The 21795-nt window shown below is 57.9% G+C and carries 20 protein-coding genes and 1 tRNA gene; 14 read left to right on the top strand and 7 right to left on the bottom strand.

Features of this window, described 5'->3' with window-relative positions:
* Window positions 1–172 precede the first annotated feature (172 nt).
* The 4 genes from pgaA to pgaD are packed head-to-tail and all read left to right on the top strand — an operon-like array spanning window position 173 to window position 6414.
* Entirely contained in the window at window positions 173–2629 is a 2457-nt protein-coding gene (gene pgaA, locus EGY12_RS00700) for a poly-beta-1,6 N-acetyl-D-glucosamine export porin PgaA (protein WP_123892256.1), read from the top strand.
* Between the two features lie 10 nt (window positions 2630–2639).
* Window positions 2640–4646 carry a poly-beta-1,6-N-acetyl-D-glucosamine N-deacetylase PgaB gene (gene pgaB, locus EGY12_RS00695; RefSeq protein WP_123892255.1) on the top strand — a complete coding sequence of 669 codons (2007 nt, stop codon included), beginning with the start codon at window positions 2640–2642 and terminating at the stop codon, window positions 4644–4646.
* Window positions 4643–5977: a poly-beta-1,6-N-acetyl-D-glucosamine synthase gene (pgaC, locus tag EGY12_RS00690; RefSeq protein ID WP_123892254.1), complete on the top strand. Its 1335-nt coding sequence runs from the start codon at window positions 4643–4645 to the stop codon at window positions 5975–5977. Before pgaB ends, pgaC begins: the two co-directional genes overlap by 4 nt.
* Entirely contained in the window at window positions 5974–6414 is a 441-nt protein-coding gene (pgaD, locus tag EGY12_RS00685) for a poly-beta-1,6-N-acetyl-D-glucosamine biosynthesis protein PgaD (RefSeq protein ID WP_123892253.1), read from the top strand. The genes pgaC and pgaD overlap by 4 nt, the downstream gene beginning before the upstream one ends.
* Here the strand turns inward: pgaD and EGY12_RS00680 are convergent.
* Window positions 6411–6866, bottom strand: a complete 456-nt coding sequence (locus EGY12_RS00680) for a DUF805 domain-containing protein (protein WP_123892252.1) — start codon at window positions 6864–6866, stop codon at window positions 6411–6413. The two genes, pgaD and EGY12_RS00680, sit on opposite strands and share 4 nt — an antisense overlap.
* Window positions 6867–7151: 285 nt before the next feature.
* Here EGY12_RS00680 and mltB point away from each other — a divergent pair, with 285 nt between their 5' ends.
* Entirely contained in the window at window positions 7152–8240 is a 1089-nt protein-coding gene (gene mltB / locus EGY12_RS00675; protein WP_123892251.1) for a lytic murein transglycosylase B, read from the top strand.
* Window positions 8241–8298: 58 nt separating this feature from the next.
* Here mltB and EGY12_RS00670 read toward each other — a convergent pair whose 3' ends face one another.
* Window positions 8299–9450, bottom strand: a complete 1152-nt coding sequence (locus EGY12_RS00670) for a porin (RefSeq protein WP_123892250.1) — start codon at window positions 9448–9450, stop codon at window positions 8299–8301.
* Window positions 9451–9846: 396 nt separating this feature from the next.
* Between EGY12_RS00670 and EGY12_RS00665 the strand changes: the two genes are divergently transcribed.
* Genes EGY12_RS00665 through EGY12_RS00655 form a run of 3 tightly spaced genes read left to right on the top strand, consistent with a single transcriptional unit; the run spans window position 9847 to window position 11413 of the window.
* Window positions 9847–10137 (top strand): hypothetical protein, encoded by a 291-nt coding sequence (locus tag EGY12_RS00665; protein WP_123892249.1) that lies wholly within the window; start codon window positions 9847–9849, stop codon window positions 10135–10137.
* A gap of 46 nt (window positions 10138–10183) precedes the next feature.
* Entirely contained in the window at window positions 10184–11107 is a 924-nt protein-coding gene (locus tag EGY12_RS00660) for a DMT family transporter (protein WP_123892248.1), read from the top strand.
* Window positions 11108–11110: 3 nt separating this feature from the next.
* Complete coding sequence (locus EGY12_RS00655; protein ID WP_123892247.1) at window positions 11111–11413, top strand: hypothetical protein; 303 nt, start codon at window positions 11111–11113, stop codon at window positions 11411–11413.
* 11 nt (window positions 11414–11424) lie between these two features.
* Here EGY12_RS00655 and dsdC read toward each other — a convergent pair whose 3' ends face one another.
* The 3 genes from dsdC to EGY12_RS00640 all read right to left on the bottom strand — a co-directional run bounded on the left by dsdC (window position 11425) and on the right by EGY12_RS00640 (window position 14708).
* Complete coding sequence (gene dsdC, locus EGY12_RS00650) at window positions 11425–12354, bottom strand: DNA-binding transcriptional regulator DsdC (RefSeq protein ID WP_123892246.1); 930 nt, start codon at window positions 12352–12354, stop codon at window positions 11425–11427.
* 471 nt (window positions 12355–12825) lie between these two features.
* Window positions 12826–13077, bottom strand: a complete 252-nt coding sequence (locus EGY12_RS00645) for a CsbD family protein (protein WP_123892245.1) — start codon at window positions 13075–13077, stop codon at window positions 12826–12828.
* 134 nt (window positions 13078–13211) lie between these two features.
* The gene (locus EGY12_RS00640) at window positions 13212–14708 is read right to left on the bottom strand and encodes a helix-turn-helix transcriptional regulator (RefSeq protein ID WP_123892244.1); all 1497 of its coding nucleotides are present in this window, start codon (window positions 14706–14708) and stop codon (window positions 13212–13214) included.
* Window positions 14709–14936: 228 nt separating this feature from the next.
* Here EGY12_RS00640 and EGY12_RS00635 point away from each other — a divergent pair, with 228 nt between their 5' ends.
* The 4 genes from EGY12_RS00635 to EGY12_RS00620 all read left to right on the top strand — a co-directional run bounded on the left by EGY12_RS00635 (window position 14937) and on the right by EGY12_RS00620 (window position 18932).
* On the top strand, window positions 14937–15908 hold the full coding sequence (locus EGY12_RS00635; RefSeq protein WP_123892243.1) for a hypothetical protein: 972 nt from the start codon (window positions 14937–14939) through the stop codon (window positions 15906–15908).
* Window positions 15909–15972: 64 nt separating this feature from the next.
* Complete coding sequence (locus EGY12_RS00630; protein WP_230201404.1) at window positions 15973–16131, top strand: hypothetical protein; 159 nt, start codon at window positions 15973–15975, stop codon at window positions 16129–16131.
* Window positions 16132–16836: 705 nt separating this feature from the next.
* On the top strand, window positions 16837–17637 hold the full coding sequence (locus EGY12_RS00625) for a helix-turn-helix domain-containing protein (RefSeq protein WP_123892242.1): 801 nt from the start codon (window positions 16837–16839) through the stop codon (window positions 17635–17637).
* 20 nt (window positions 17638–17657) lie between these two features.
* Window positions 17658–18932, top strand: a complete 1275-nt coding sequence (locus tag EGY12_RS00620) for a lactonase family protein (RefSeq protein ID WP_253722912.1) — start codon at window positions 17658–17660, stop codon at window positions 18930–18932.
* A 99-nt stretch (window positions 18933–19031) separates the two neighbouring features.
* Here EGY12_RS00620 and EGY12_RS00615 read toward each other — a convergent pair.
* Both EGY12_RS00615 and EGY12_RS00610 read right to left on the bottom strand, forming a co-directional pair.
* Window positions 19032–19106 (bottom strand) — tRNA-Arg (locus tag EGY12_RS00615).
* A 129-nt stretch (window positions 19107–19235) separates the two neighbouring features.
* Window positions 19236–20162, bottom strand: a complete 927-nt coding sequence (locus tag EGY12_RS00610) for a formate/nitrite transporter family protein (RefSeq protein WP_123892241.1) — start codon at window positions 20160–20162, stop codon at window positions 19236–19238.
* A gap of 229 nt (window positions 20163–20391) precedes the next feature.
* Here EGY12_RS00610 and ccmA point away from each other — a divergent pair, with 229 nt between their 5' ends.
* Window positions 20392–21024: a cytochrome c biogenesis heme-transporting ATPase CcmA gene (gene ccmA / locus EGY12_RS00605; protein WP_123895530.1), complete on the top strand. Its 633-nt coding sequence runs from the start codon at window positions 20392–20394 to the stop codon at window positions 21022–21024.
* On the top strand, window positions 21024–21683 hold the full coding sequence (ccmB, locus tag EGY12_RS00600) for a heme exporter protein CcmB (protein WP_025303731.1): 660 nt from the start codon (window positions 21024–21026) through the stop codon (window positions 21681–21683). Before ccmA ends, ccmB begins: the two co-directional genes overlap by 1 nt.
* The last annotated feature ends 112 nt before the right edge of the window (window positions 21684–21795 follow it).

Raw genomic sequence — 21795 nt, 5'->3', positions numbered from 1 at the left:
TTATAAAATACTCTTTTTAGGCAAAGGCGCATTCGATTCTATTTAAGCGAGCGCCAGACAGAAATATTCATTACTCCATGCTTATTACCCGACGGCCTTAGCCGACTTTTCGGGTGCCTGCTCGCATTTGCACTCTGCCAGGACAGCAGCTCACGGATTAAAGGAATACCTCGTGCCTAAAGTTAACTCGCGTTCATTACGCTTTACCGAACGCCACGCCACCAAATATGCGGCGTCATTGCTTTTTCTCGGTTTATCCCTGCCGGCCGCTGCGCTGGCGGATGAACGCTATGACGCGCTGATCCGTCAGGCCAGGTCGGGCGATACCGCACCGGTGCTGACGTATTTATCGCAGCGGCGCGCTCAGGAGGGATTGAGCCTGCAGCAGCGATCCGATTATATCCAGGTGGCCGGTTGGGCCGGCCACGACGAAGAGGTTGTCGCGCTTTGGCGTGCCGACGGCGCCGCGCTGCAGCGGGATAGCGCCAGTCTGGCGACGGCGGCCCGCGCCTATCGCAACCTGAAGCAGTGGCAACCATCGCTGCGCCTGTGGCGTGCGGCGTTGCAGCTCGCTCCCGCCGACGGCGGTCTGCAGCGTGGCTATGTGATGACGCTGGCGGATGCCGGGCAGGATGTGCAGGCGCAAACGGAAGCGGCAAAAGCGGAGAAGCTGCTGGAGCCGGCGACGTGGTATCTGACGCGCGCCTATGTGGACCAGGCCGCCGGCCGCAGCTGGGCGGCGCTGGAAAACGCCACCCATGCCCGTGCGCTGGCGCCGTCCGACACCGGTATTCAGGCTTATTACGTGACGCTGCTGGCGGCGAACCGGGTCGCGGGTCCGGCGCTGCGTGAAAGCCAGGGGCTGGCGTTGTCGCCCGCGCAGCAGCGCCGCCTGCAGGCGGATGAAGCCGCCGAACTGGTGCGACTGTCGTTTATCGATTCTCGCGGCGAACAAGAACGCTTCGTCATCGCCGATCGCGGGCTGGCGCGCTATGACCAACTGTTGACGCAGTGGCGGCCGCTGCCGGAGGCGCAGGACAGCTACCAACAGGCGCGTATCGATCGCCTGGGCGCGCTGCTGGCGCGTTATCGAATGGCCGATGTGGTAAGCGAGTATCAAACCTTGCAGGCGGAAGGGCGCACGATGCCGGATTATGCCCAACGCTGGGCGGCGTCCGCCTACCTCTACCTGCAGCAGCCTGATAAGGCGCAGGCTATTTTCAGCCGTCTGAACGCCGCCGCCCCGAAGGCGGTGACCGCCGAGGATGAAACCGATCTGTTTTACGCACAGGCGGAGGACGAACGCATCGATCAGGCAGCGTTGCTGGCGCAGCGCGTCAGCCAGCGCTACCCCTACGCGACCCGCCTGTATCAATTGCCGACGCTGGCCTACAACGATGACTGGCTGGTCGGCCAATCGCTGCTGGCGCAGTCGTGGGTATATCAACGCGATCTGGGCGCGGCCGAACGGCAACTGACCCATCTGGCGCGCACGGCGCCGGGCAATCAGGGATTGCGCATCTCATTGGCCAGCGTTTATTTAGCGCGCGGTTGGCCGCGCCGCGCCGAGGAGGAGTTGAAGCAGGTGGAAGGGCTGGAACCGCGTAGCCTGCCGTTGGAGATCCAGCAGGGCTATGTCGCGCAGGAATTGCAGGAGTGGCGGCAGCTCGATTTGCTGGCTGACGATGTCATCCAACGCGCGCCGGAAAGCGTCGCCGCTCAGCAGCTCGAGCGTTCGCGCCGCATTCACCATATGTCTGAACTGCGCATCAGCGGCAATCAGGGCATCGATTCAGACGGGCCGGTCAGCGGCAGCCACGATTTTGGCATTCACGCCGCGCTCTATTCACCGCCGATCGACGACAACTGGCGGCTGTTCACCGGCTGGGGATTCAACACCGGCCAGTTCGACGAGGGCAAGGGCATCAACCGCGATCTCAGCGCCGGCGCCGAGTGGCGCTCGCGCGATCTGTGGCTGGAAGCCGAGGTGGCCAACCGCAACTACGGCCATGGCAATGAGCTCGGCCTGCGCCTCTCTTCCTGGTATGACCTGGATGACCAATGGCGTCTCGGCGGTTCGGTGGCGCGGCTGTCGGCCGAGACACCGCTGCGCGCATTGACCAATGGCATCAGCGCCAACGGCGGCAACCTGTGGCTGCGTTGGCAGCAGAACGAAAGCCGCGAGCTGCGCGCCAGCGTGGCGCCTTCGCACTTCTCGGACGGCAACAACCGGCTGGAATACGGCCTGGAAGGGCGGCAGCGGTTGCTCGCCGGCGGCCGTTATCGGCTGGACATGAACCTGACGTTGTCCGGCAGCCGCAACAGCCAGGAGAACGTGCCGTATTACAACCCTAAGCGTGACTTCACGCTGCTGCCGTCGTTAACGCTCGATCATACCCTGTATCGCCATTATCAAACCGAGTGGAGCCAGCAGTTCCAGGCCGGCGCCGGCAGCTATTGGCAGCGGGACTATGCGCGCAAGCCGATCACCCAACTGGGTTACGGCCAGCGCGTCAGCTGGAACGGCGTGTTGGACGCCGGCGCGATGCTGCAGTTTGAGAAGCATCCTTACGACGGCAAACGCGAGCGGAACATCGGCGTGACGTTTGATCTGAATTATCGTTTTTAAAGGAATAATCATGCTTATTCGATCCTCGCTTTTCGTGCTGGTCGCGTTGCTGACCACTGCCTGCAGCCAGGCGGACGTGCCACGTTTCACGCCACCGGCGGAGCGCCCCGTGGGGCCGATGGAACGCCCGTGGCCGGCCAACCGTTACGTGGTGCTGGCGTATCACGACGTGGAAGACGGCGCGGCGGACCAGCGTTACATGTCGGTGCGCACCAGCGCGCTCAACGAACAGTTCGCCTGGCTGAAGCAAAACGGCTACCAGCCGGTGTCGGTCGAGCAGATCCTGCAGGCGCAAAACGGCGGTCCGGCGTTGCCGAACAAAGCGGTGTTGCTGACCTTCGACGATGGCTACCGCAGCTTCTACAGCCGGGTCTTCCCGCTGCTGAAGGCCTACAACTGGCCGGCGGTGCTGGCGCCGGTCGGCGTCTGGCTGGATGCGCCGGCCGATAAGCCGGTCGATTTCGGCGGCCTGATGACGCCGCGCGATCGCTTCCTCACCTGGCAGCAGGTGCGGGAAGTGTCGGACTCTGGGCTGGTGGAGATCGGTGCGCACACCTACGCTTCGCATTACGGCGGCATTGCCAACCCGCAGGGCAATACCGAACCGGCGGTCGCCAATCGACTGTATGACGCCAAACAGGGCCGCTACGAGAGCGAGGCGGAATATCGCCAACGCATCGAGAAGGACGTGGCGTTGATCACCCGGCGCATCACCGCCACCACCGGTAAGGCGCCGCGCGTGTGGGTCTGGCCGTACGGCGCGGCCGGCGGCGTGGCGCTGGACATCGCGCGCAAGCACGGTTACCGCATGGCGCTGACGCTGGAGAACGGGCTGGGAGATGTCAACGCACCTGAAAACGTGCCGCGCATGCTGGTGGCCGGCAACCCGTCGCTGACGAGCTTCGCCCAGCAGCTGACGCAGATACAGAACCGGCAGATCATGCGGGTGGCACACGTCGATCTCGACTATCTCTACGATCCCGATCCACAGCAGCAGGCCAAAAACCTCGACAAGCTGATCCAGCGCATCTACGACCTGCGCATCAATACCGTTTTCCTGCAGGCGTTCGCCGATCCAAAAGGCGACGGCAACGTGCGCGAGCTCTATTTCCCCAACCGCTGGCTGCCGATGAAGGCCGACCTGTTCAACCGGGTATCCTGGCAGCTCACCTCGCGCACCGGCGTGGCCGTGTATGCCTGGATGCCGGTGCTGGCGTTCGAGCTGGGATCTGACGTGCCGCGCGTACAGCGCCTCGATCCGCAAAGCGGGCAGCTGTCGGTAGACGACAAGCAGTACCGCCGCCTGTCGCCGTTCAGCCCGGTGGCGCGCCAGCGCATCGGTGAGATCTACGAGGATCTGGCGGCCCACGCCACCTTCAAAGGGATCCTGTTCCACGACGATGCCCTGCTGTCGGACTTCGAAGACGCCGGCCCCGATGCCGTGGCGGCTTACCGTCAGGCCGGCTTCGCGGATTCGGTGGCGGCGATACGCCAGGATCCGCAGGCGATGGCGCGCTGGACGCGCTTCAAGAGCCGTGCGCTGATCGAGTTTACCCAGTCGCTGACCGAGCGAGTGCGGGCGATCCGTGGCCCGCAGGTGCAAACCGCGCGCAACATCTATGCGATGCCGGTGCTCGATCCCGCCAGCGAAGCCTGGTTCGGCCAGAACCTGGCGGATTTCCTGCAGGCCTACGACTGGGTAGCGCCGATGGCGATGCCGCTGATGGAAAACGTGCCGCGCGCCGACAGCGGCCGTTGGCTGGATCAACTGGTGGGCAAAGTGGCCGCTTACCCCGGCGCGCTCGATAAAACGGTGTTTGAGTTACAGGCCGTAGACTGGCGCAAGGAGCGCCGGATCAGCCTGGATGACGGTCAACTGCTGGCCGAATGGATGCGTCGCCTGCAGCGCAATGGCGCTCAGAGCTTTGGTTATTACCCCGACAACTTCCTCGACGATCGGCCTAAGCTGGATGCCGTTCGCCCGGTGTTGTCCTCAGCCTGGTTCCCACTGCCATGACCGATCGTTTAATTGCCTTATTTATCCTGTGTCTGGTGTTGAGCGTGCCTTTCGGCATCGTCCTGCTGTTTACCGGCGAAGTGCTGCTCAACTTTGTGTTCTTCTGGCCGCTGTTCATGTCCGGCATCTGGATCGCCGGCGGCATCTATTTCTGGCTGCACCGCGAGCGCCACTGGCGTTGGAGCCCGGATATGCCCGCGCCGGAGCTGCCGGGCAATCCGTCGATCAGCGTGCTGATCCCCTGTTTTAACGAAGGGTTGAACGCGCGTGAGACCATTTCGGCGGCGATGGCGCAGCGCTATGAAAATATCGAAGTGATTGCCATCAACGACGGCTCCAGCGATGACACCGCCGAGGTGCTGGACCAGTTGACGTTGGAGTTCCCCCGTCTGCGGGTGATCCATCTGGCGCAAAATCAGGGCAAAGCGATCGCGCTGCAGGCGGGCGCGGCGGCGGCGCGCAGCGAGTATCTGGTATGCATCGACGGCGATGCGCTGCTGGATCGCGATGCGGCGGCCTATTTGGTGGCACCGCTGTTGGCCAACCCAAACGTCGGCGCGGTAACCGGCAACCCGCGCATCCGCACGCGCTCCACGCTGATCGGCCGCATCCAGGTCGGCGAGTTTTCGTCGATCATCGGCCTTATCAAGCGCACGCAGCGCGTCTATGGCCGCCTGTTCACCATTTCCGGCGTGGTGGCCGCATTTCGTAAGCAAGCGCTTACCGATGTCGGCTACTGGAGCCAGGACATGATCACCGAAGACATCGACATCAGCTGGAAGTTGCAGCTGAAGCACTGGGCTATCTTCTTCGAACCGCGGGCACTGTGCTGGATCCTGATGCCTGAGACCCTGCGCGGGCTGTGGAAGCAGCGCCTGCGCTGGGCACAGGGCGGCGCCGAGGTGTTTTTAAAGAACCTGCGCAACCTGTGGGCCTGGGAGCACCGGCATATGTGGCTGCTGTTTGCCGAGTATTGCCTCTCTACGTTGTGGGCGTTCACTTACCTGGTCAGCGTGCTGATTTTCCTGGTCGGGCTGGTGGTGCCGCTGCCGGAGGGCATCCGCATTCACTCGTTGCTGACGCCGGCGTTTACCGGCCTGGTGCTGGGCGTGGTGTGCTTGCTGCAGTTCACCGTCAGCCTGCTGCTGGAGAAGCGCTATGAGAAGGGCTTCGGCCGCTCGCTGTTCTGGATAATCTGGTATCCGCTGGTGTATTGGCTGCTCAGCCTGCTGACCACGCTGGTGGCGTTTTCCAAAGTGATGTTGAAAGCTCGGCGCGGGCGTGCGCGCTGGATCAGCCCCGACCGGGGCATTGGGAGGATCAAAGAATGACGGACGTCCTGATTTATTCGGAACGCGGTCTGCTGCCGCGGGTGGTCGATGGCTTGCTGACGCTTTTCGCCTGGTGCGGCTTTCTTTATCTGTTCAGCCGCGGCCTGATGTCGGTGATGGATCAGCACGGCGTGGGGTCCGCCCTGTCGCTGCTGGAGGTGATCTCGCTGTATATCATGGTGGCGTTGTTCAATGCCGTCACCCTGATCGCCTGGGCCAAATACAACCAGCATTTCTCCCGCCGCAGAGCGGCCGACCGCTGGCGGAAGCAGCAACAGAACACCCACATCGGCTATATCACGCCTGAGCTGACCCGGCAGCTGCGGCGTTTGCCGATCGCCGTGGTATCCCATAACAGCGGCGGCGGCATCAGCCAGGTCAGCGGCAGGCTGACGGCGGCAGAACCGGCGGCGAACAAGGTGGTGCAACTGCGTTAGTCGTCAGCGTTGCCGTCCGGTTTGCGGCGCAGCCCGTCGGGCGGCAACAGCAGGGCGCAGATCATGCCGGCCAGACTGAACAGCGGCAGCCAGCGCGCCACCGGGCCGGGGGAGTAGTTGTTGAGCACCGAGCAAACATAGCACGCCACGGCCAGCGCCCAACCGGGCAGGCCGATATCGTTGAACCGAAACGCGGTTTTGGCCATGAACCATGTCACCAGGCCGAAACAGACCAGCGCCCAAACCATAATGCACAGCAGATACAGCAACACCGAGACAAACTCGGCGATATCGCTGTGCGCATGGGCGCGAAAATGGTTTTTATCCAGATAGGTCGACAGAAACGACAGCAGCACGATGCCGATGGCAAAAATCACCAGCGAGAAAATAAAGGCTTTACGCGAGACGCGCCCACGGTAGAGCGCTTGGGCGAGTTGTCCGAGAGATTCCATAACGGTCCATTGTCGTGATAATTGGCCACCTGGCAGCGCCTGGATGGCAAGCAGTCGGGCATTTTATCGGGGCAAAAGGGGGCGTCAAGGTGATAATTTTTCTCATTTAGTCGCGGTTGAAATTCCGTGCTGCCACAGCGGGCGCCTCTCCATCGTGCAAAACCTCACAATTTGGCACGTTTGGCCACCTGACGCGGCAATTGGCGGCATAATCCTGTTTGTTCGCGCCGAACAATGCATTAACATAACTCCCACTTATCTCTTGCATGGCTATATGGATATCCGATGCGTCACCTGGTTGCGCTTTTACCGCTGATTACCTTGCTTGCTGCCTGTAGCAGCACGCCGAAACCCAGTACCACCGCTACGCCGCAGGGCACCCCGGTAAAGGGCGGCTTTTTGCTGAGCCCGTCGCACAGCGGCGCGCCGCTGGGTGGTGATTTCGCCAATAACCCGAATACCGCACGCTTTATCGATAAAATGGTGCAGGAACACGGCTTTGATCGACAGCAGCTGCACGACGTGCTGGCACAGGCGCGGCGTCTGGATTCGGTGCTGCGGCTGATGGACAGGCAGGCGCCGACGCCGTCTACCCAGGGGCCTACCGGGCCGAACGGCTCCTGGCTGCGTTACCGCAACAAATTCATCACGCCGGATAACGTGCAGAACGGCGTGGTATTCTGGAATCAATATCAGGATGCGCTGCAGCGTGCCTGGCAGGTGTACGGCGTGCCGCCGGAGATCATCGTGGGGATTATCGGCGTGGAGACCCGCTGGGGCCGCGTAATGGGTAAAACCCGCATTATCGATGCGTTGGCGACGCTGGCCTTTGACTACCCGCGCCGTGCCGATTACTTCGCCGGCGAGCTGGAGACTTTCCTGCTGATGTCGCGCACCGAAGGCGACGATCCCCTCGAGTTGCGCGGCTCCTTCGCCGGCGCGATGGGCTATGGTCAGTTCATGCCTTCTTCCTTCAAGAGCTATGCGGTCGACTTCAACGGCGATGGCCATATCAACCTGTGGGATCCGGTCGATGCCATCGGCAGCGTGGCCAATTACTTCAAGGCGCACGGTTGGTCTAAAGGCGAGCCGGTCGCCATTCAGGCCAACGGCCAGGCGCCGGGGCTGGAAAACGGCTTCAAGACCCGTTATTCGGTCGCCGCGCTGGCGGAAGCCGGCCTGAGCCCGCAGGGTTCGCTCGGTGATAACCAGGAAGCCAGCCTGCTGCGGCTCGATGTCGGCACCGGCTACCAGTATTGGTACGGCCTGCCGAACTTCTACGTCATCACCCGCTATAACCACAGCACCCATTACGCCATGGCGGTATGGCAGCTGGGCGAAGCGGTAGGGCGTTCGGCGCGCGGCGGTTTCTGACGCGCTGTGCCCATAACGAAAAAGGCCGCTTGCGCGGCCTTTTTTACGTTCTGAGCAATCAGAAATCGTAGCGCAGACGCACCACGGTCATATCGCCGAGGTTGTCGGTGCTCGATGTCAGCACATGCTCTACGTCAACGCGGAAACCGTAGTCGAACTGCACGGTAACCCCGAGGCCGTTGTCGATACGCTGGTAGTTGCGGCCGGTGACGTATTCCAGACGGTCACCCATAAAGTACGGCATCACCGATTTCACCGCGTATTGGCCAACCGGCACGGTATAACCGGCCAGGTATTCGATACCCCACGCATCGCCGGCGAAGTAATTGTTGATGTCAGCTTTCTTGGTGGTCAGGAAATCGTGGTAGTAGCCACCGCCAAAGGTCAGCGTCCAGTTGTCCGGTTTCCAGCTAAGGGCGGTACCGACGATATTCTGATCGTAGCTCTTGCTGCCGCTGGTGGACGGGTTGCGCATTTCGGCGCGGGTGTAGTTCCAGGCGGTGCCCCAGGTCAGATCCTGGGTAATGTGGTAATCCACGCCCAGTGAACCGCCGCCTTTGCGCTTATAGCGCAGGCCGTTGCCCGGCAGGTAGTCGCTGTCGCTGAACAAGTACGACGCATAAACGTCCGCATCGCCGAAGCGATTCTTGTATTTCAGCATTTTGCGTGAACGGTAAGAGCCGTCGTAGTCGCCGTTGATGCCGTTGCCCGGCGCCTGGGCCAGCATGTCATAGTCCCAGATATCGGTCTTGGCGCCCACCACATCATAGTAAACGCTGTTCTGCTGACCGAAGGTCATCTGGCCCCAGGTGTTACTTTTCAGGCCGGTGTACAGCATGCGGCGGCTGGTGTTTCTCGCGCCGTCGGCATAGTGATGATCCCAGTCAAACAGCGCAGGAATGTTCACGCCCAGCTCGTAGTAGCTGATCCAGCTGATGTCGTCGAACAGGTAGTAGTCCGCCGCGAAACGGAAGCGGGTGCCGCCGTCGAAGCCGTTACGCTTGTAGGAGCCCTTGTCGCCGTCGCCCGTCATGTTGTTGAACTGCGGACGGATGCTGCCGCCAACGGTAAAGTTCAGTCGGCTGAGCGGATCGCCGGCCTGTGGATCCTGCTTCAGCAGGGTGATTTCCGCCTGAGCGGCGAACGACGCGCTGCCGATCGCCAGACCCAGCGCCACCGCTTGAGTCAATACGCGCAATTTCATTGCCATGTGTTATCCCTGTTTTATGTATGACCGTCCCCATCAGCGCCGCCATGCCGATGTTTTGCGCAGAACGCTGTGTTTTTGCGCATTTTGACGGTTTTTTTGGTGTTTTAGCGGCGGGCGGCATTTGTAACATAAACAGTGGCATAAAGAATTACTTTTCTTGCTAATTATTGGCCGGTTTTTGACCATTTCGTGCGGTGAAAAGGGGCGCTGTTCATGCCTTTGATTCGGATGAATTCATTTAACGCCAAGGTTTATATTTTTCATTTGTCAGTCACCGGTACCAGCCTGTAATTTCAGCCTTGCAAGAGATAATTAGTTTTAGCCTGTCACCGGCATATTAACGTCAGCCTTTGCCTGCGTAATCGGCCGGCATGAATAAGCGATTGGGAGGTCGCCATGAGAAACCTGTTAATGTTGTTAGTGGGACTGTTTTCACTGCCGGCGTTGGCGGCAGAATCGCACGTTTGTCATTCACAAGCTTATGATTATGCAGAAGTTAGCAAGCTAAGGTTATCTGATGACACTCTGTTCACCTGCCGCGGCGTGGGGCGTCTGACGATCCCCGAATTAGCGCGTAAAGGATGGAAGGTGATTCATCTGGCGCAGCAAACGGAATATACCGACTCTGTCGATAGCGATGGTGAGGTTATTAAGCTTTATCAGGAAATCGTGGTTTATAAAGAATAACGCGACGGTTGACCGTTATTATTCTCACGGCGGCGAGAACCCTATTATGAATGCGAGAATCGGAATCGACGGCAGGGCTGCCGCCGCGATGGTGATGCTATGCGCCATCTGGGGGATGCAGCAGGTGGCGATCAAGGCTGCGGAGCCGGACGTGTCGGCGGGGCTGCAGATTGCTATTCGCTCGGGTCTTGCCGCGCTGGCGGTTTACCTGCTGGCGCGCCGCCGCGGCGAGCGCTTCATCTGGGATCGCGCTACGCTGTGCGCCGGTTTGAGCGTGGGGGCATTGTTCGCGCTGGAGTTCTTTTTTGTCTCCGCAGGGCTGTGCTACACCAGCGCCTCGCATATGGCGGTGTTTTTGTACACCGCACCGCTGTTTTCCGCCCTTGGCCTGCATTTTCTCCTTCCTCAGGAGCGTCTGTCGCTGGTGCAGTGGCTGGGCATGCTCATCGCTTTTGGCGGCGTGGTGCTGGCCATATTGGGCATGGCCGTGGAAAGCGGCGGGGCCGATCGGCTGAAAGGCGATATTTACGGCCTGCTGGCGGGGATCGCCTGGGGAGCTTCTACCCTGATGATCCGCACCACGCGCCTGGCGGATTGCCCGGCCAAACAGACGCTGCTGTGCCAGTTGATGGGCGCCTGTGTGCTGTTGTCGTTGCCGGCGCTGGCGACGGGAAGCCTGCATTTCACCTTAAGTCCGGTGGCCTGGTACAGCCTGCTGTTTCAGACGGTGGTGGTATCGTTTTTCAGCTACCTGATCTGGTTTTCGCTGCTGCGCCGTTATCAGGCTTCCTCGCTGGGCATCCTCACCTTTATGACGCCGGTATTCGGCATCCTGGCAGGAGGCGTTATTCTCGGCGAACCGCTGCAAATTGCGTTTGTATTGGGTGCTCTGCTGATCGTGCTGGGGTTAATCGTGGTGAGTTGCTCATACCTTATTTATTGTGAACGAAGGGTGGCACCAAAAATATAAATTATGGATGTTGATGTACAGAACTACCAAATAAGCTGCGAGAGTCAATTCATTATTCGGCTGCAAATATCCCGTTATGCGTGGGGCGTGCCGTTGATTACGCTCATCGATAACGGTGATTTTACTGTGATACGAAGCCGAGGCTGGTCGAGGTTGGCTAATGGGATGCAATTGGAGGTTTATTATTTTGCCAATAATTCCCTGCTTACCTGGGATAAAAACCGCAAATATATCTCTTATTCAAAGGGCGGCCGGCTCTACGCCTGCGCGCTGCATTTTTCTTATTCCCCTAAAATAGAGCGCTAACCCTCTGGCCATCAGACCAGAGGGGTGATTTTCATGATCCACTGCTTAAACGCGAGGATTTTTGGCCACTGCCGCTCGGAGATGGTCGAGGTAAAATAGCAGTGCTCGCAGGGCACGGTCATATCGGTGAAAGGAATGATCAGTTCGCCGCTTTTGATCCAGTCCTGCACCAGATTGAGCCGCCCCATGGCGACGCCAAGGTGCCGCGTGGCGGCCAACACCGCGAGATCGGAGCGGTCGAACTCCATGCTTTTACTGTCGGTATCCAGCCCCAGCGCAAAGTGTTGCGACCAGGTTTGCCATTCGTCTTCGCCGGAGTTGTAGCGATCGTGCAGCAGCGTGCAATGGGCCAGGTTTTCCGGCGCATCGTACAGGCTATGCGCGGCGGCGTACTGCGGCGTGCAGATCGGTACCATCGATTCCTGCATAAAGGCCTCGTCCAGATGCCGTCCGGAAGGCAGTTTGCCGAAGTACATCGCCAAGTCAACGCCGCGGTTGGCCAGGTTGATGATCTCCTGTCCGGTCAAAATGTTGAGGTGAATGGTGGGGTGCTGGTCGATAAATTCGCCGATGCGCGGCAGCAGCAGGCATTGCACCAGGGAGGGATGCGAATAGAGGGTCAACGTCCCCGTCAGCTCGCGATTTTTGATGTCCAGAATTTCCTGATTCAGCGTGTTGAAGGAGCTGTTGAGCGCCCATTGCATGCGCTCGCCCTCCGGCGTCAGGGTAATTCTGCGATGAAAACGCTGGAATAGCAGAAAACCTAACTCTTTCTCGAGCAAATTAATGCGGTGGCTTACGGCGCTGGGGGTGATCGACAATTCTTGCGCCGCCAGCGAAAAAGATAAATGGCGTGCGACGCATTCGAAAGTATGCAGCCGGGAAAATTGATAACTGGTCAGCGGGGTGGCCCGTTGTGAATGTTTTCTACTGGGGAACATGCTATTTCTCCGTGCGCATAATACGCCAATGTTAACATCTAATGGAGAGAGGGATAAACCCAGATTGACCGATAGAGTCGGTTTTTAAACTGGCGATTTTAACTATGTTGAGGGTAAACCGATGGTGCGTATAAAAACCGGAAATAACAGCCGGTGAACGCTTTGATGGAGAGGGCGATGATAATCGGGAATAGGGCGAATATAATAAAATGGCGGGTTGTTAAACGGCGAGTAAAGGCGGTATGCGACAACCTGAATGATAAAAGCCCGTATTTAATAAGGGATATAACGGCTTAACCATAATAATCCGCCGTTGTGACGACGCGGAGTACCCGTTAATTATCATTGCCGGCGAATAAATCGATAAGACCGCATGTTCGCTACGTTTGCTCTTTGACCTGGAGAACCGCGCCCGGTGGTTATCCTCCGGGCGCGGCATTCAGGGAAAAGCGGTTTGCCCGTCGGCGCGCATCAACGGCGGCGCAGCAGCAGGCCGGTCAACAGGCCTGCGCCGGCAATGAGGGCTAATGCGGCGAGGGGGTTTTTCTTCATCATGCTGCCGGCGCAGCTCAGGGCGTCGCCGTATTTCTCTTGCAGCGCGCCTGCTGCATAGCGCGTGGCGCCTTCGGCCTGCAAACGTTCGTTTCCTGTGACGTCGCCCGCTATTTCCTGCGCTTTGCCCGCCACTTTTTCCATCATGCCATTAGCTTTTTCGCTGTTCATTATGATGTGCTCCTAAGGTTCGATCCGTTTGGCTTCCGCACAGGGCGAAAGCCTGCATTTGCACCTCCATGTTATGCGCTTCACTTTGCGCCTATAAGGGGCGTTTGCATCGGAGCGGATAGTGCATTTGCAGGTTACTTGCCGTTCCTGGAGGCTGGCCCGCCGGTAAACAGCCCGCGCTCTCTGGCCCAGACGATGGCTTCGCTGCGGCTATGCACGCCAAGTTTGGAATAGACCGTCGCGACATGATTGCGAATGGTGTTGAGCGCCAGATTGAGACGCGCCGCGATTTTCTTGTCCGGCAGCCCCTCGCAAATCAATTCCAGCACATCGCGTTCACGCGGCGTGAGGTCGCTGGCATTAAATCCGGTCTGATCGGGCCGGTTGATGCTTTTTACGTTGGCCAGTTTTTCGATCAAGGTTTGGCTGAACCAGGAGGCGTCCTGCATCACTTCTTCGATGGCGCTCACCAGCTCCAGCTCCGAGCGTTTGCGTTCGGTAATGTCCATGAGCACCAGCAGATAGCAGGGCGCATTGTGAATGCTGACGGCATCCGCCGAGGCCACGCAGTCGATCAACTCGCTTCCTTTCTTGCGCACCCGGACGTCCAGCCCTTCGACGTTGCCGCTTTTTTCCAGTGCGGCAAACAAACGGCGGTTCGCCTCGGGATCGTCAATAAACTGGATCTCATCGACCGTCTTGCCGATCAAGGATTCGGCATCGTACTCGGTGGTGCGGGTAAAGGCTTCGTTGACGTCCAGCACGCGCCGCTCGTGCGCCGTACACAACAACGTCGGCACCGGGCTCAGGCGAAATGCCTTGGCGAACCGCTCTTCACTTTCCCGCAGCGCCGATTCCGCCTGGCGCCGGGGTTCGAGATCGGTAAAAGTGAACAGCATGCAGTCGTCTTCATTGATATCGAGCGGTTGGCCGGCAACCACCACCAGCTTGCTTCCGCCACCGGGCAGTTTTAGCTCGGCTTCCATCTGCGGAATGGTGGCGCCTTCCCCCAGGCGCTGAACCGCCAACTCTTTGTGCTCAGCCTGTTCCAAAACGTCGAGTTCGTAGACCGAGCGCCCCATGACCTGTTCACGCTGGTAACCGGTCATATCGAGGAACCCCTGATTGACCTTGACGTAACGCAGGTCGCTTAGCCGACATATGACCGCCGGCGCCGGATTGGCGTTGAAGGTTTTTTCAAAGCGCTGTTCGGCGCTGGCCCACTCCGTCGCGTCGCTCAGGATCAGTGCCAGCAGCTCCGGCTGCCCCTGCGCATCGGTGATAATCAGGCTCCGCAGGCGGTGCACCCAGAAGCTGTCCGGATCGTCGACCTGCCGAACTTCCACCACTACATCGGTGAAGGTCTCGCCATCGGCAACCCGGTTCAGCGGGTACTGTTCCAGCGCCAACGGGTGGTTATTGCGATAGCGCAGGGCAAAACGCGCCGCGTACTCGTCGGCATTGGCCCCCAGGGCTTTCTGGTGACTCACGCCATGCATGGCCAACGCGGCCTCGTTGGCCCAGAGAAGCGTTTGATCGGTATCCGTCAGGATCACGCCGTCGGACAAGCCGGAGATGATTTGCTGCAGGTGGCCGCGCTGGGTTTCGCTGGCCAGGACGGATGGGTTCATGTGCTCTCCGCTAGACAGAAGGGGGGGCGGCCTTTGACGGGGCCGCGGGTTACGCTACTCGCTGAGCAGCTTAGTGCATAACGTGCGTATTCGCAGGGTGTGAATGCACTAGTCATTCTGGCGCAAATGAACCGGGACGGCCGACGACGCCGCGCGGCAGACTGAATTTGTCTGCGCGGTTATCCGCCGTGTGTGCAATCACTTGTCCAGAAAATATAAGGAACAACGATGACCACTGTCTATGAATCAAATCGCTTTGCGTTTCAGGTGTCATGGGGCTCGATATTGGCCGGGAGTGCCGTGGCGCTGGTGACTTATCTGATCTTCAGCGTGCTGGGTACGGCTATCGGTGCCCAGGCTGTGGATATGATGCAAAAGGGCAACCCGCTGAGCGGCTTTGGCACCGGCACCGGGATCTGGCTGCTGGTTTCAACGCTGGCATCGCTGGCCGCAGGCGCGTTTTTCGCCGGTCGCACCGCACCGAATCGCGGTGGCTTGCACGGCCTGCTGAGCTGGGCGATCACCACCTTGTTGACCACCTGGCTGATGGTTTCATTGGCGAGTGGCGTGGTGGGGCTGGCGGGCAGCGCGGTGGGCAAAGGGCTTTCGTTGGCGGGCAACGGCCTGGCGGCGGCAGCGCCAAACGTGGGCGAAGGCCTCAAAAAACAGCTGGATAAAAAGGGCATCGGCCTTGACTGGGGAAGCCTGGAAAACCAATTGAACGCTACGCTCAAGCAGACCGGCAAGCCGGAACTGGATCCGGCCCGGTTGGAACAGAAGGCCGATAGGGCGACCGCCGACGGCAAGCAGTCGGCCATGGACGCCGCTGCCGATCCGGCGCGGGCCGCCTCCGAGCTTAAGCAGTGGTTCGAACGCGTCAAGCAGTCCGGTGAGCCGACGTTGAGCGCGGCCGATAAGGATGCGCTGGTGAATATCGTTGCGGCGCGCACCGGCAAGAGCCGTGATGAAGCGAGCCAAATCGTCGATAACTACGCTCAGGCTTACCAGCAAGCGGTGCAGAAAGTGGAAAAACTCAAGGCTGAGGCCGAGCAGAAAGCGCGTGAAGCGGCAGATGAAGCGGCCAAACAGCTGTCGCGCGCTGCGTGGGGCTCGCTGTTGGTGCTGCTGTTGGGCGCCGCGTTGAGCGCCGGCGTAGGGCGGATTGCCGAATCAACCCGTCGCACCCTCGCGGTCAGTTGAGATGAAAAAAAACCTGTCGTGCATCTCACTGAATTATCGAAAAGTAGCGGGAGCCTCTGCTCCCGTGCTCGTCATCGATTTTTGCAACGAGAACAACGAGCGCTATACCCTGCGCTACAACCTGCCGCCGGATACCCCGGAACGCACCGAGCGGCGGGTGTCGTTGCTGCTGTATCTATTGCGTAAGCACAGATCTGCAGAGATCGACAATCTGGCTGATTGATCTGCCCGTTGAATAAAAAGCCCAGCCTTAGAGGCTGGGCTTTTTACTGGGCAATCAGGCTATTCTGGCAGCAAAATACGGTGCGAATCGGCTCGGTGTTTTTGCGGTAGAGGGCTGGTGGTTCACGGTGGGCGGAGTAATGCCCCCAATTGGCGTGGAGGGTAAAATAGGGCATCGAGCAAGATGTGTTAAAATATCGGTTTTTCTCAGTGCAGAAAAAGAGATAAAAGAAACTCTCTATTAGGAACTGTGATTATCTGGCTCGATGTTAAGAAAATGAACCTATCTCTATCTTCTTTTCAGCCACTGCTCATGTTTTTACTCATTAGCTTCAGTAATTTTTATCAATCGTTCTGGTTATAAAAAGCATTTTAATTTTCAATGATGAAATTCCTATTTGGTTCTGCAGTTGGGGCGTAAAAAACACTTTAAGATAAAATAATTAACATAAAGTGTGATTCTTCCGGGTATGGCAAGTGCATCTTTAATGGATGCATTTTGCATGCCGCATTTTTTATTCGCGGATTTTTCGCAAGCGCATTTATATAACATGATCATTTTCAGTTATTTATATGATGACTTTTCCTATGCCGTGAAAATTGAATCGGCAGGGTGGTTTTTTTAGGATTTATCTTAATGACTTAATTTGTCGGCTTAACGATTTTAATGAAAAGGACACGGTTTTTATAAAAGCAAGGAGCGCCCATGGATTATAGAAAAGATATTCTTTTACAAGTGTTAGAGTATATGGAGAAAAATATTATAGAGGGGCTTTCTGTCGAGAAGGTTTCAATTATCTCTGGCTATTCTAAATGGCATTTGCAACGTTTGTTTAAACATTATTTCGGCGTGACGCTCGGGACTTATATCAGGAATAGAAAATTGAGCCGTTCCGCTGTCTTGTTGAAGCAACATCAAGGAAATATATTAGATGTTGCCCTAGCATCCGGATTTGCTTCTCAACAGTGCTACACGCGGGCATTCAAGCGTTTTTTTGGCGAAACGCCCAACCATTTTAGAAACAGCCGTGGATGGGATTTTTCCACCCAGATTCCACCGTATGGCAGCGACAAGAAACCCTATTTTTATCATACGGTCATGCCGGATGACATCGAGATGTTAAAACAGTACAAGGCATTGATTTTCCACTCTGTTAGGAAGTACAGAAATCCCAGCGATATTGCGCAGACTAATGATAGATGGCTAAGCAATAATAGGGGGGCTTATAGTACGGAAAAAAACCGAGGGGGAAAGAGGCATTCCAGTAGCAAGGAACAAGAGGTATTCCATTCCATTTTTAACTTCTATATACCTATGGGTAAATATATTGTTATTCCCTTTATGGGGGAGCTGCCTGAGTATATTGATTTTTTTGAGAGCATCTATGATGCCCATCTGCCGGCCATTAATGTCAAGATGAGAGAAAGCTTTTTCATCGAATTATACAGGAAGGAACATTTAAACGGTAAAGTTATCAATGTCGACATACTTATTCCTGTGGCGTAGTAATGAAGAAAGGAGATGTCATGGGTATGGCAAATCACTCTGATACGCTTAATAAGCGGTATTATGATCTCTTTATGCTACCTTTAACGTTGTCTGTATCTGGCATAGGCATTGTTGCTGGTTTAGGGATGCTGGCCATTCAATTAGCGCTGGCATTAACGCTCTTCATGTTTTCAGGAAATGCGATGGCAAATAATCGTGAGCATCATCAGATAGCATTAGTCGGTACTTGGACTCATATTCCTGATGTGCCGTCTGAGCAGAAACCGATACGTCCCAGCGAAGGGATCTATCGTCTGACGGTCAATGGCGACGGCACATTAACGTTGCTCGATGCCATTAAAATGCAAAGCCCGTCGTGGATCTTAAAATCTCGCGATGGCCGTTTTGCCTATGTCACCAATGAAGAGGATGCGGGAACGGTGACCGCATTGGCAATAGACAAAGAGAGCGGCGTGCGGGTGCTGAATACGGTGAACAGTGCAGGCCGGCAGCCGACGCATGCCACCCTCAGTCCGGATGACAAATTTCTGTTTGTCGCCAACTATTCCGTCGCCAAAGGCGGCGCGGGCGTGACGGCATTGCCGATTCGCAGCGACGGCAAACTGGGTGAACGCGTGCAGCATTACCCGTTTATACCCGGCTCTGGCATCGTACAGGGGCGCCAGGAAAGTGGGCATGCGCACTCAACCACCTTTAGCCGCGATGGCCAATACCTGTACGCGGCGGATCTCGGCGACGACAAGTTGCATGCCTATCGTTATTGCCCGGATAGCGCGCAGCCGTTGCAGGCGGATACTTCGCGCGATGTCGCTTTTGCGCCAGGCGCCGGCCCAAGGCACATGGTGTTTTCGCCGGAAGGTGAATATGCCTATGTCATCACCGAAATGGCGGGCGAGATCGAGGTGTTTGCCGTCAGCGACAATCGGTTGACTCTGCGAGGGAAAGTGAAACTGAATGGCGGGCACGATTCGGCGAATGCTAAAAGCGGCGGGGCCATTATCCTTAGCCCGAGCGGCAGATATCTTATTGCCACCAATCGCGGTACTGATAACCACCTGCTGGTATTAAAAATAGGCAAGGACGGTCTGCCAGGGGAACCGACACGCTATCAGGCCGGCGGCATTGAACCGCGTGCGCTCGCGTTCGATGCCGGCGGCCGCCATCTCTATGTGACGAATGTATTCACCAATAGCGTGACGCTGTTCGATTTCGATGATGAAAAGGGCGAATTGCAGGCCAGAGGGCAGGCGGCGACGATTCCTACTCCGACGGATATTAAGTTTTTTAATTAATGCCAATTATGTTGTCGCGTGCTGGGATAAAGCAGATCTAAATGAGAAATTTGCAGAAAGATTTGTGGCACTAATGCGGAATGGCTTGATAAGAAAGAATGGTGTCCCCGACTGGAATCGAACCAGTAACTAGCCCTTAGGAGGGGCTTGTTATATCCGTTTAACTACGGGGACGCTGCGGGCCGGCAACCGACGCTGCCGGGGCATTATACCTTTTTTTACCCGCAGAATAAGCGCTTAGCGGCGCGTTTGCTCAATACCTCGCCATTTCACGCCGAAATTTCCTCGGCTAACCGACCGCGATCACGGTTTTTCCCCGCCGTGGCGCCGCTTTTCCTCTTGCCGACGCGCGGCCTGATTTTTGGTGCTCAAATCGTTGCGGATCTGCGCGTGGCTTATCAGCGCAAAGATAAACGTGCCGCCGATGATGTTGCCCGCCAGCGTCGGCAGGGCAAACGGGTAGATGAATTCTTGCCATCCAATCGCGCCGTTGAACACCAGATACAGGATTTCGACCGAACCGACCACGATATGGGTCAAATCGCAAATCGCCACCAGGTAGGTCATCAGCACGATCACCCAGATTTTCGCCGCGCCGGCGGTTGGAAACATCCACACCATGGTGGCGATGATCCAGCCGGCCAGGATGCCGTTGGCGAACATTTCTCCCGGCGTATGGTGCATCACCTCTTCGCCGAGAGTGATGAAGGCGCCGCGAGTCTCGGCGTCGAACAGCGGCATATGGGTAAACGCCAGCGCCGCCAGCCCGGTGCCGATCAGATTGCCGAGCAGCACCACGCCCCACAAGCGCAGCAGGATCAGCAGGTTGCGCGGCGTGGGTTTATGCATGATTGGCAATACCGCCGTGACGGTATTTTCGGTAAACAACTGCTGGCGTGCCATGATGACAATGATGAAACCGAAGGTGTAGCCGAGGTTCTCGATGAAAAAGCGGCTGGGATCGTCCGGCAGGCGGGCGTGGAAAATGCCTTTTGCCGCCAGCGAGGCGCCCATCGACAGCCCGGCGGCGATCGCCGACCACAGCAGTGCCAGCCCGTCGCGCTCCAGCTCTTTTTCGCCTTCCATCCGGATCTGTTCATGCACCGCCGCCGCACGCGACGGCAGATTTTCTTCCCTGACTTCGATTTCGCGCTTGCCCTGTTCCTGCTCCTCGCTCTCTACCTGCATTGTCTCATCCGGCTCGTGCTTCTGGCGTTGCTGTTCGCTCATGCTGTCGCTCCTGCTCAATAAGGGTGAGTTCACGCCATTAAGCGTAGTTGCCCGGCCTAAATGCGGCGAAATACAGAAAAAGGTAACAAGAGTTAAAATCCGCCGATTTTTTCCACGCATTCTTGATCCTGCTCGCCATATTGGCCCGTTGGCGCGCCCGCTGCGGGCTGCGTGCGGGGAAAGGCTTATGCTATGATTCGCTATCCCAAAGAAAAATATGAGTTCCCCGATGCTGGAAGCCAAAAGTCTGAGTTGCGTGCGCGATGAGCGCATCCTGTTTAGCGAGCTAAGCTTTTCAGTTCAGCCGGGCGATATCATTCAGGTAGAAGGGCCGAACGGCGCGGGCAAGACCAGTCTGCTGCGTATTCTCGCCGGCCTGGCGCGGCCGGACGGTGGCGAGGTGTGCTGGCACGGGCGCAACACGCTGCGCGATCGTGCGAGTTACCAGCAAGATTTGCTGTTTATCGGCCATCAGCCCGGCATCAAAGCCGTATTGACGCCCTTCGAGAATCTGCAGTTTTATCAGGCGGTGCGCGGTGCAACCGATCGTCCGGCCATCTGGCGAGCGCTGGAGCAGGTGGGGCTGGTGGGTTACGAAGATCTGCCGGTGGCGCAACTTTCTGCCGGGCAGCAGCGGCGCGTGGCGCTGGCGCGGCTGTGGCTCAGCGCGGCGCCGCTGTGGATCCTCGATGAACCGCTAACGGCGATCGACAAACAGGGCGTGACCGAGCTGATTAGCCTTTTTGAACAACATGCGCAGCGGGGCGGTATGGTATTGTTGACCACCCATCAGGATTTGGCCGGCGTCAGCCAAACGGTGGGCAAAATTCGTTTGGCGGAACACGACGTGGGGAGTTTGTGATGTTTTTGACTCTGGTGCGTCGGGAACTGAAGATTGCCTGCCGCAAAGGTTCGGAGATCGTCAACCCGCTGTGGTTTTTCTTGATTGTGATCACCCTGTTCCCGCTGGGGATTGGCCCGGAGCCGCAGCTGCTGGCGCGCATTGCGCCGGGCATCGTGTGGGTGGCGGCGTTGCTGGCCTCGCTGCTGTCGCTGGAGCGGCTGTTTCGCGACGACTTTCTCGACGGTTCGCTGGAGCAGCTGTTGCTGCTGCCGACGCCGCTGCCGATGACGGTGCTGGGCAAAGTGTGTGCTCACTGGGTCGTGACGGGGCTGCCGTTGCTGATCCTGTCGCCGCTGGTGGCGCTGCTGCTGTCGCTCGATATGCAGACCTGGCTGGCTGTGGCGGGTACGCTGCTGCTCGGCACGCCGACGTTGAGTCTGATCGGCGCTATCGGCGTGGGGCTGACCGTCGGTCTGCGCAAAGGGGGCGTGCTGCTCAGCCTGCTGGTGCTGCCGCTGTATATCCCGGTGTTGATCTTCGCCACCGGCGCGATCGACGCCGCTTCGATGGGCATGCCGATCGACGGTTATCTGGCGATACTGGGTGCGATGCTGGCGGGCAGCGTGACATTGGCACCGTTTGCCACTGCGGCGGCGCTGCGAGTGAGCGTGCACTAGCTAACGTATTGAATGAACAGACGGGGCAAGGCCGCCAAGAGCGTACCCCGCAGAAGATTTTCGCCGTTTCGATCGCTCGGGGCGGCCGACGCATAAAAATTACAGTGAGCAC

This window comes from Serratia sp. FDAARGOS_506 (assembly GCF_003812745.1).
Taxonomy (GTDB): domain Bacteria; phylum Pseudomonadota; class Gammaproteobacteria; order Enterobacterales; family Enterobacteriaceae; genus Serratia.
The sequence above is the reverse complement of the archived record's forward strand: the minus strand, read 5'-3'. Positions and strand labels throughout refer to the sequence as shown.

Excerpts from the sequence above, each read along its gene's own strand:
- ccmA (WP_123895530.1), top strand. The coding sequence starts at position 20,392 with ATGCTGGAAGCCAAAAGTCTGAGTTGCGTGCGCGATGAGCGCATCCTG.
- ccmB (WP_025303731.1), top strand. The coding sequence starts at position 21,024 with ATGTTTTTGACTCTGGTGCGTCGGGAACTGAAGATTGCCTGCCGCAAA.
- mltB (WP_123892251.1), top strand. The coding sequence starts at position 7,152 with ATGCGTCACCTGGTTGCGCTTTTACCGCTGATTACCTTGCTTGCTGCC.
- EGY12_RS00660 (WP_123892248.1), top strand. The coding sequence starts at position 10,184 with ATGAATGCGAGAATCGGAATCGACGGCAGGGCTGCCGCCGCGATGGTG.
- EGY12_RS00640 (WP_123892244.1), bottom strand. The coding sequence starts at position 14,708 with ATGAACCCATCCGTCCTGGCCAGCGAAACCCAGCGCGGCCACCTGCAG.
- EGY12_RS00635 (WP_123892243.1), top strand. The coding sequence starts at position 14,937 with ATGACCACTGTCTATGAATCAAATCGCTTTGCGTTTCAGGTGTCATGG.
- pgaC (WP_123892254.1), top strand. The coding sequence starts at position 4,643 with ATGACCGATCGTTTAATTGCCTTATTTATCCTGTGTCTGGTGTTGAGC.
- EGY12_RS00670 (WP_123892250.1), bottom strand. The coding sequence starts at position 9,450 with ATGGCAATGAAATTGCGCGTATTGACTCAAGCGGTGGCGCTGGGTCTG.
- EGY12_RS00610 (WP_123892241.1), bottom strand. The coding sequence starts at position 20,162 with ATGAGCGAACAGCAACGCCAGAAGCACGAGCCGGATGAGACAATGCAG.
- EGY12_RS00665 (WP_123892249.1), top strand. The coding sequence starts at position 9,847 with ATGAGAAACCTGTTAATGTTGTTAGTGGGACTGTTTTCACTGCCGGCG.
- pgaD (WP_123892253.1), top strand. The coding sequence starts at position 5,974 with ATGACGGACGTCCTGATTTATTCGGAACGCGGTCTGCTGCCGCGGGTG.
- EGY12_RS00680 (WP_123892252.1), bottom strand. The coding sequence starts at position 6,866 with ATGGAATCTCTCGGACAACTCGCCCAAGCGCTCTACCGTGGGCGCGTC.
- EGY12_RS00620 (WP_253722912.1), top strand. The coding sequence starts at position 17,658 with ATGGGTATGGCAAATCACTCTGATACGCTTAATAAGCGGTATTATGAT.
- dsdC (WP_123892246.1), bottom strand. The coding sequence starts at position 12,354 with ATGTTCCCCAGTAGAAAACATTCACAACGGGCCACCCCGCTGACCAGT.
- EGY12_RS00655 (WP_123892247.1), top strand. The coding sequence starts at position 11,111 with ATGGATGTTGATGTACAGAACTACCAAATAAGCTGCGAGAGTCAATTC.
- EGY12_RS00645 (WP_123892245.1), bottom strand. The coding sequence starts at position 13,077 with ATGAACAGCGAAAAAGCTAATGGCATGATGGAAAAAGTGGCGGGCAAA.
- EGY12_RS00625 (WP_123892242.1), top strand. The coding sequence starts at position 16,837 with ATGGATTATAGAAAAGATATTCTTTTACAAGTGTTAGAGTATATGGAG.
- pgaB (WP_123892255.1), top strand. The coding sequence starts at position 2,640 with ATGCTTATTCGATCCTCGCTTTTCGTGCTGGTCGCGTTGCTGACCACT.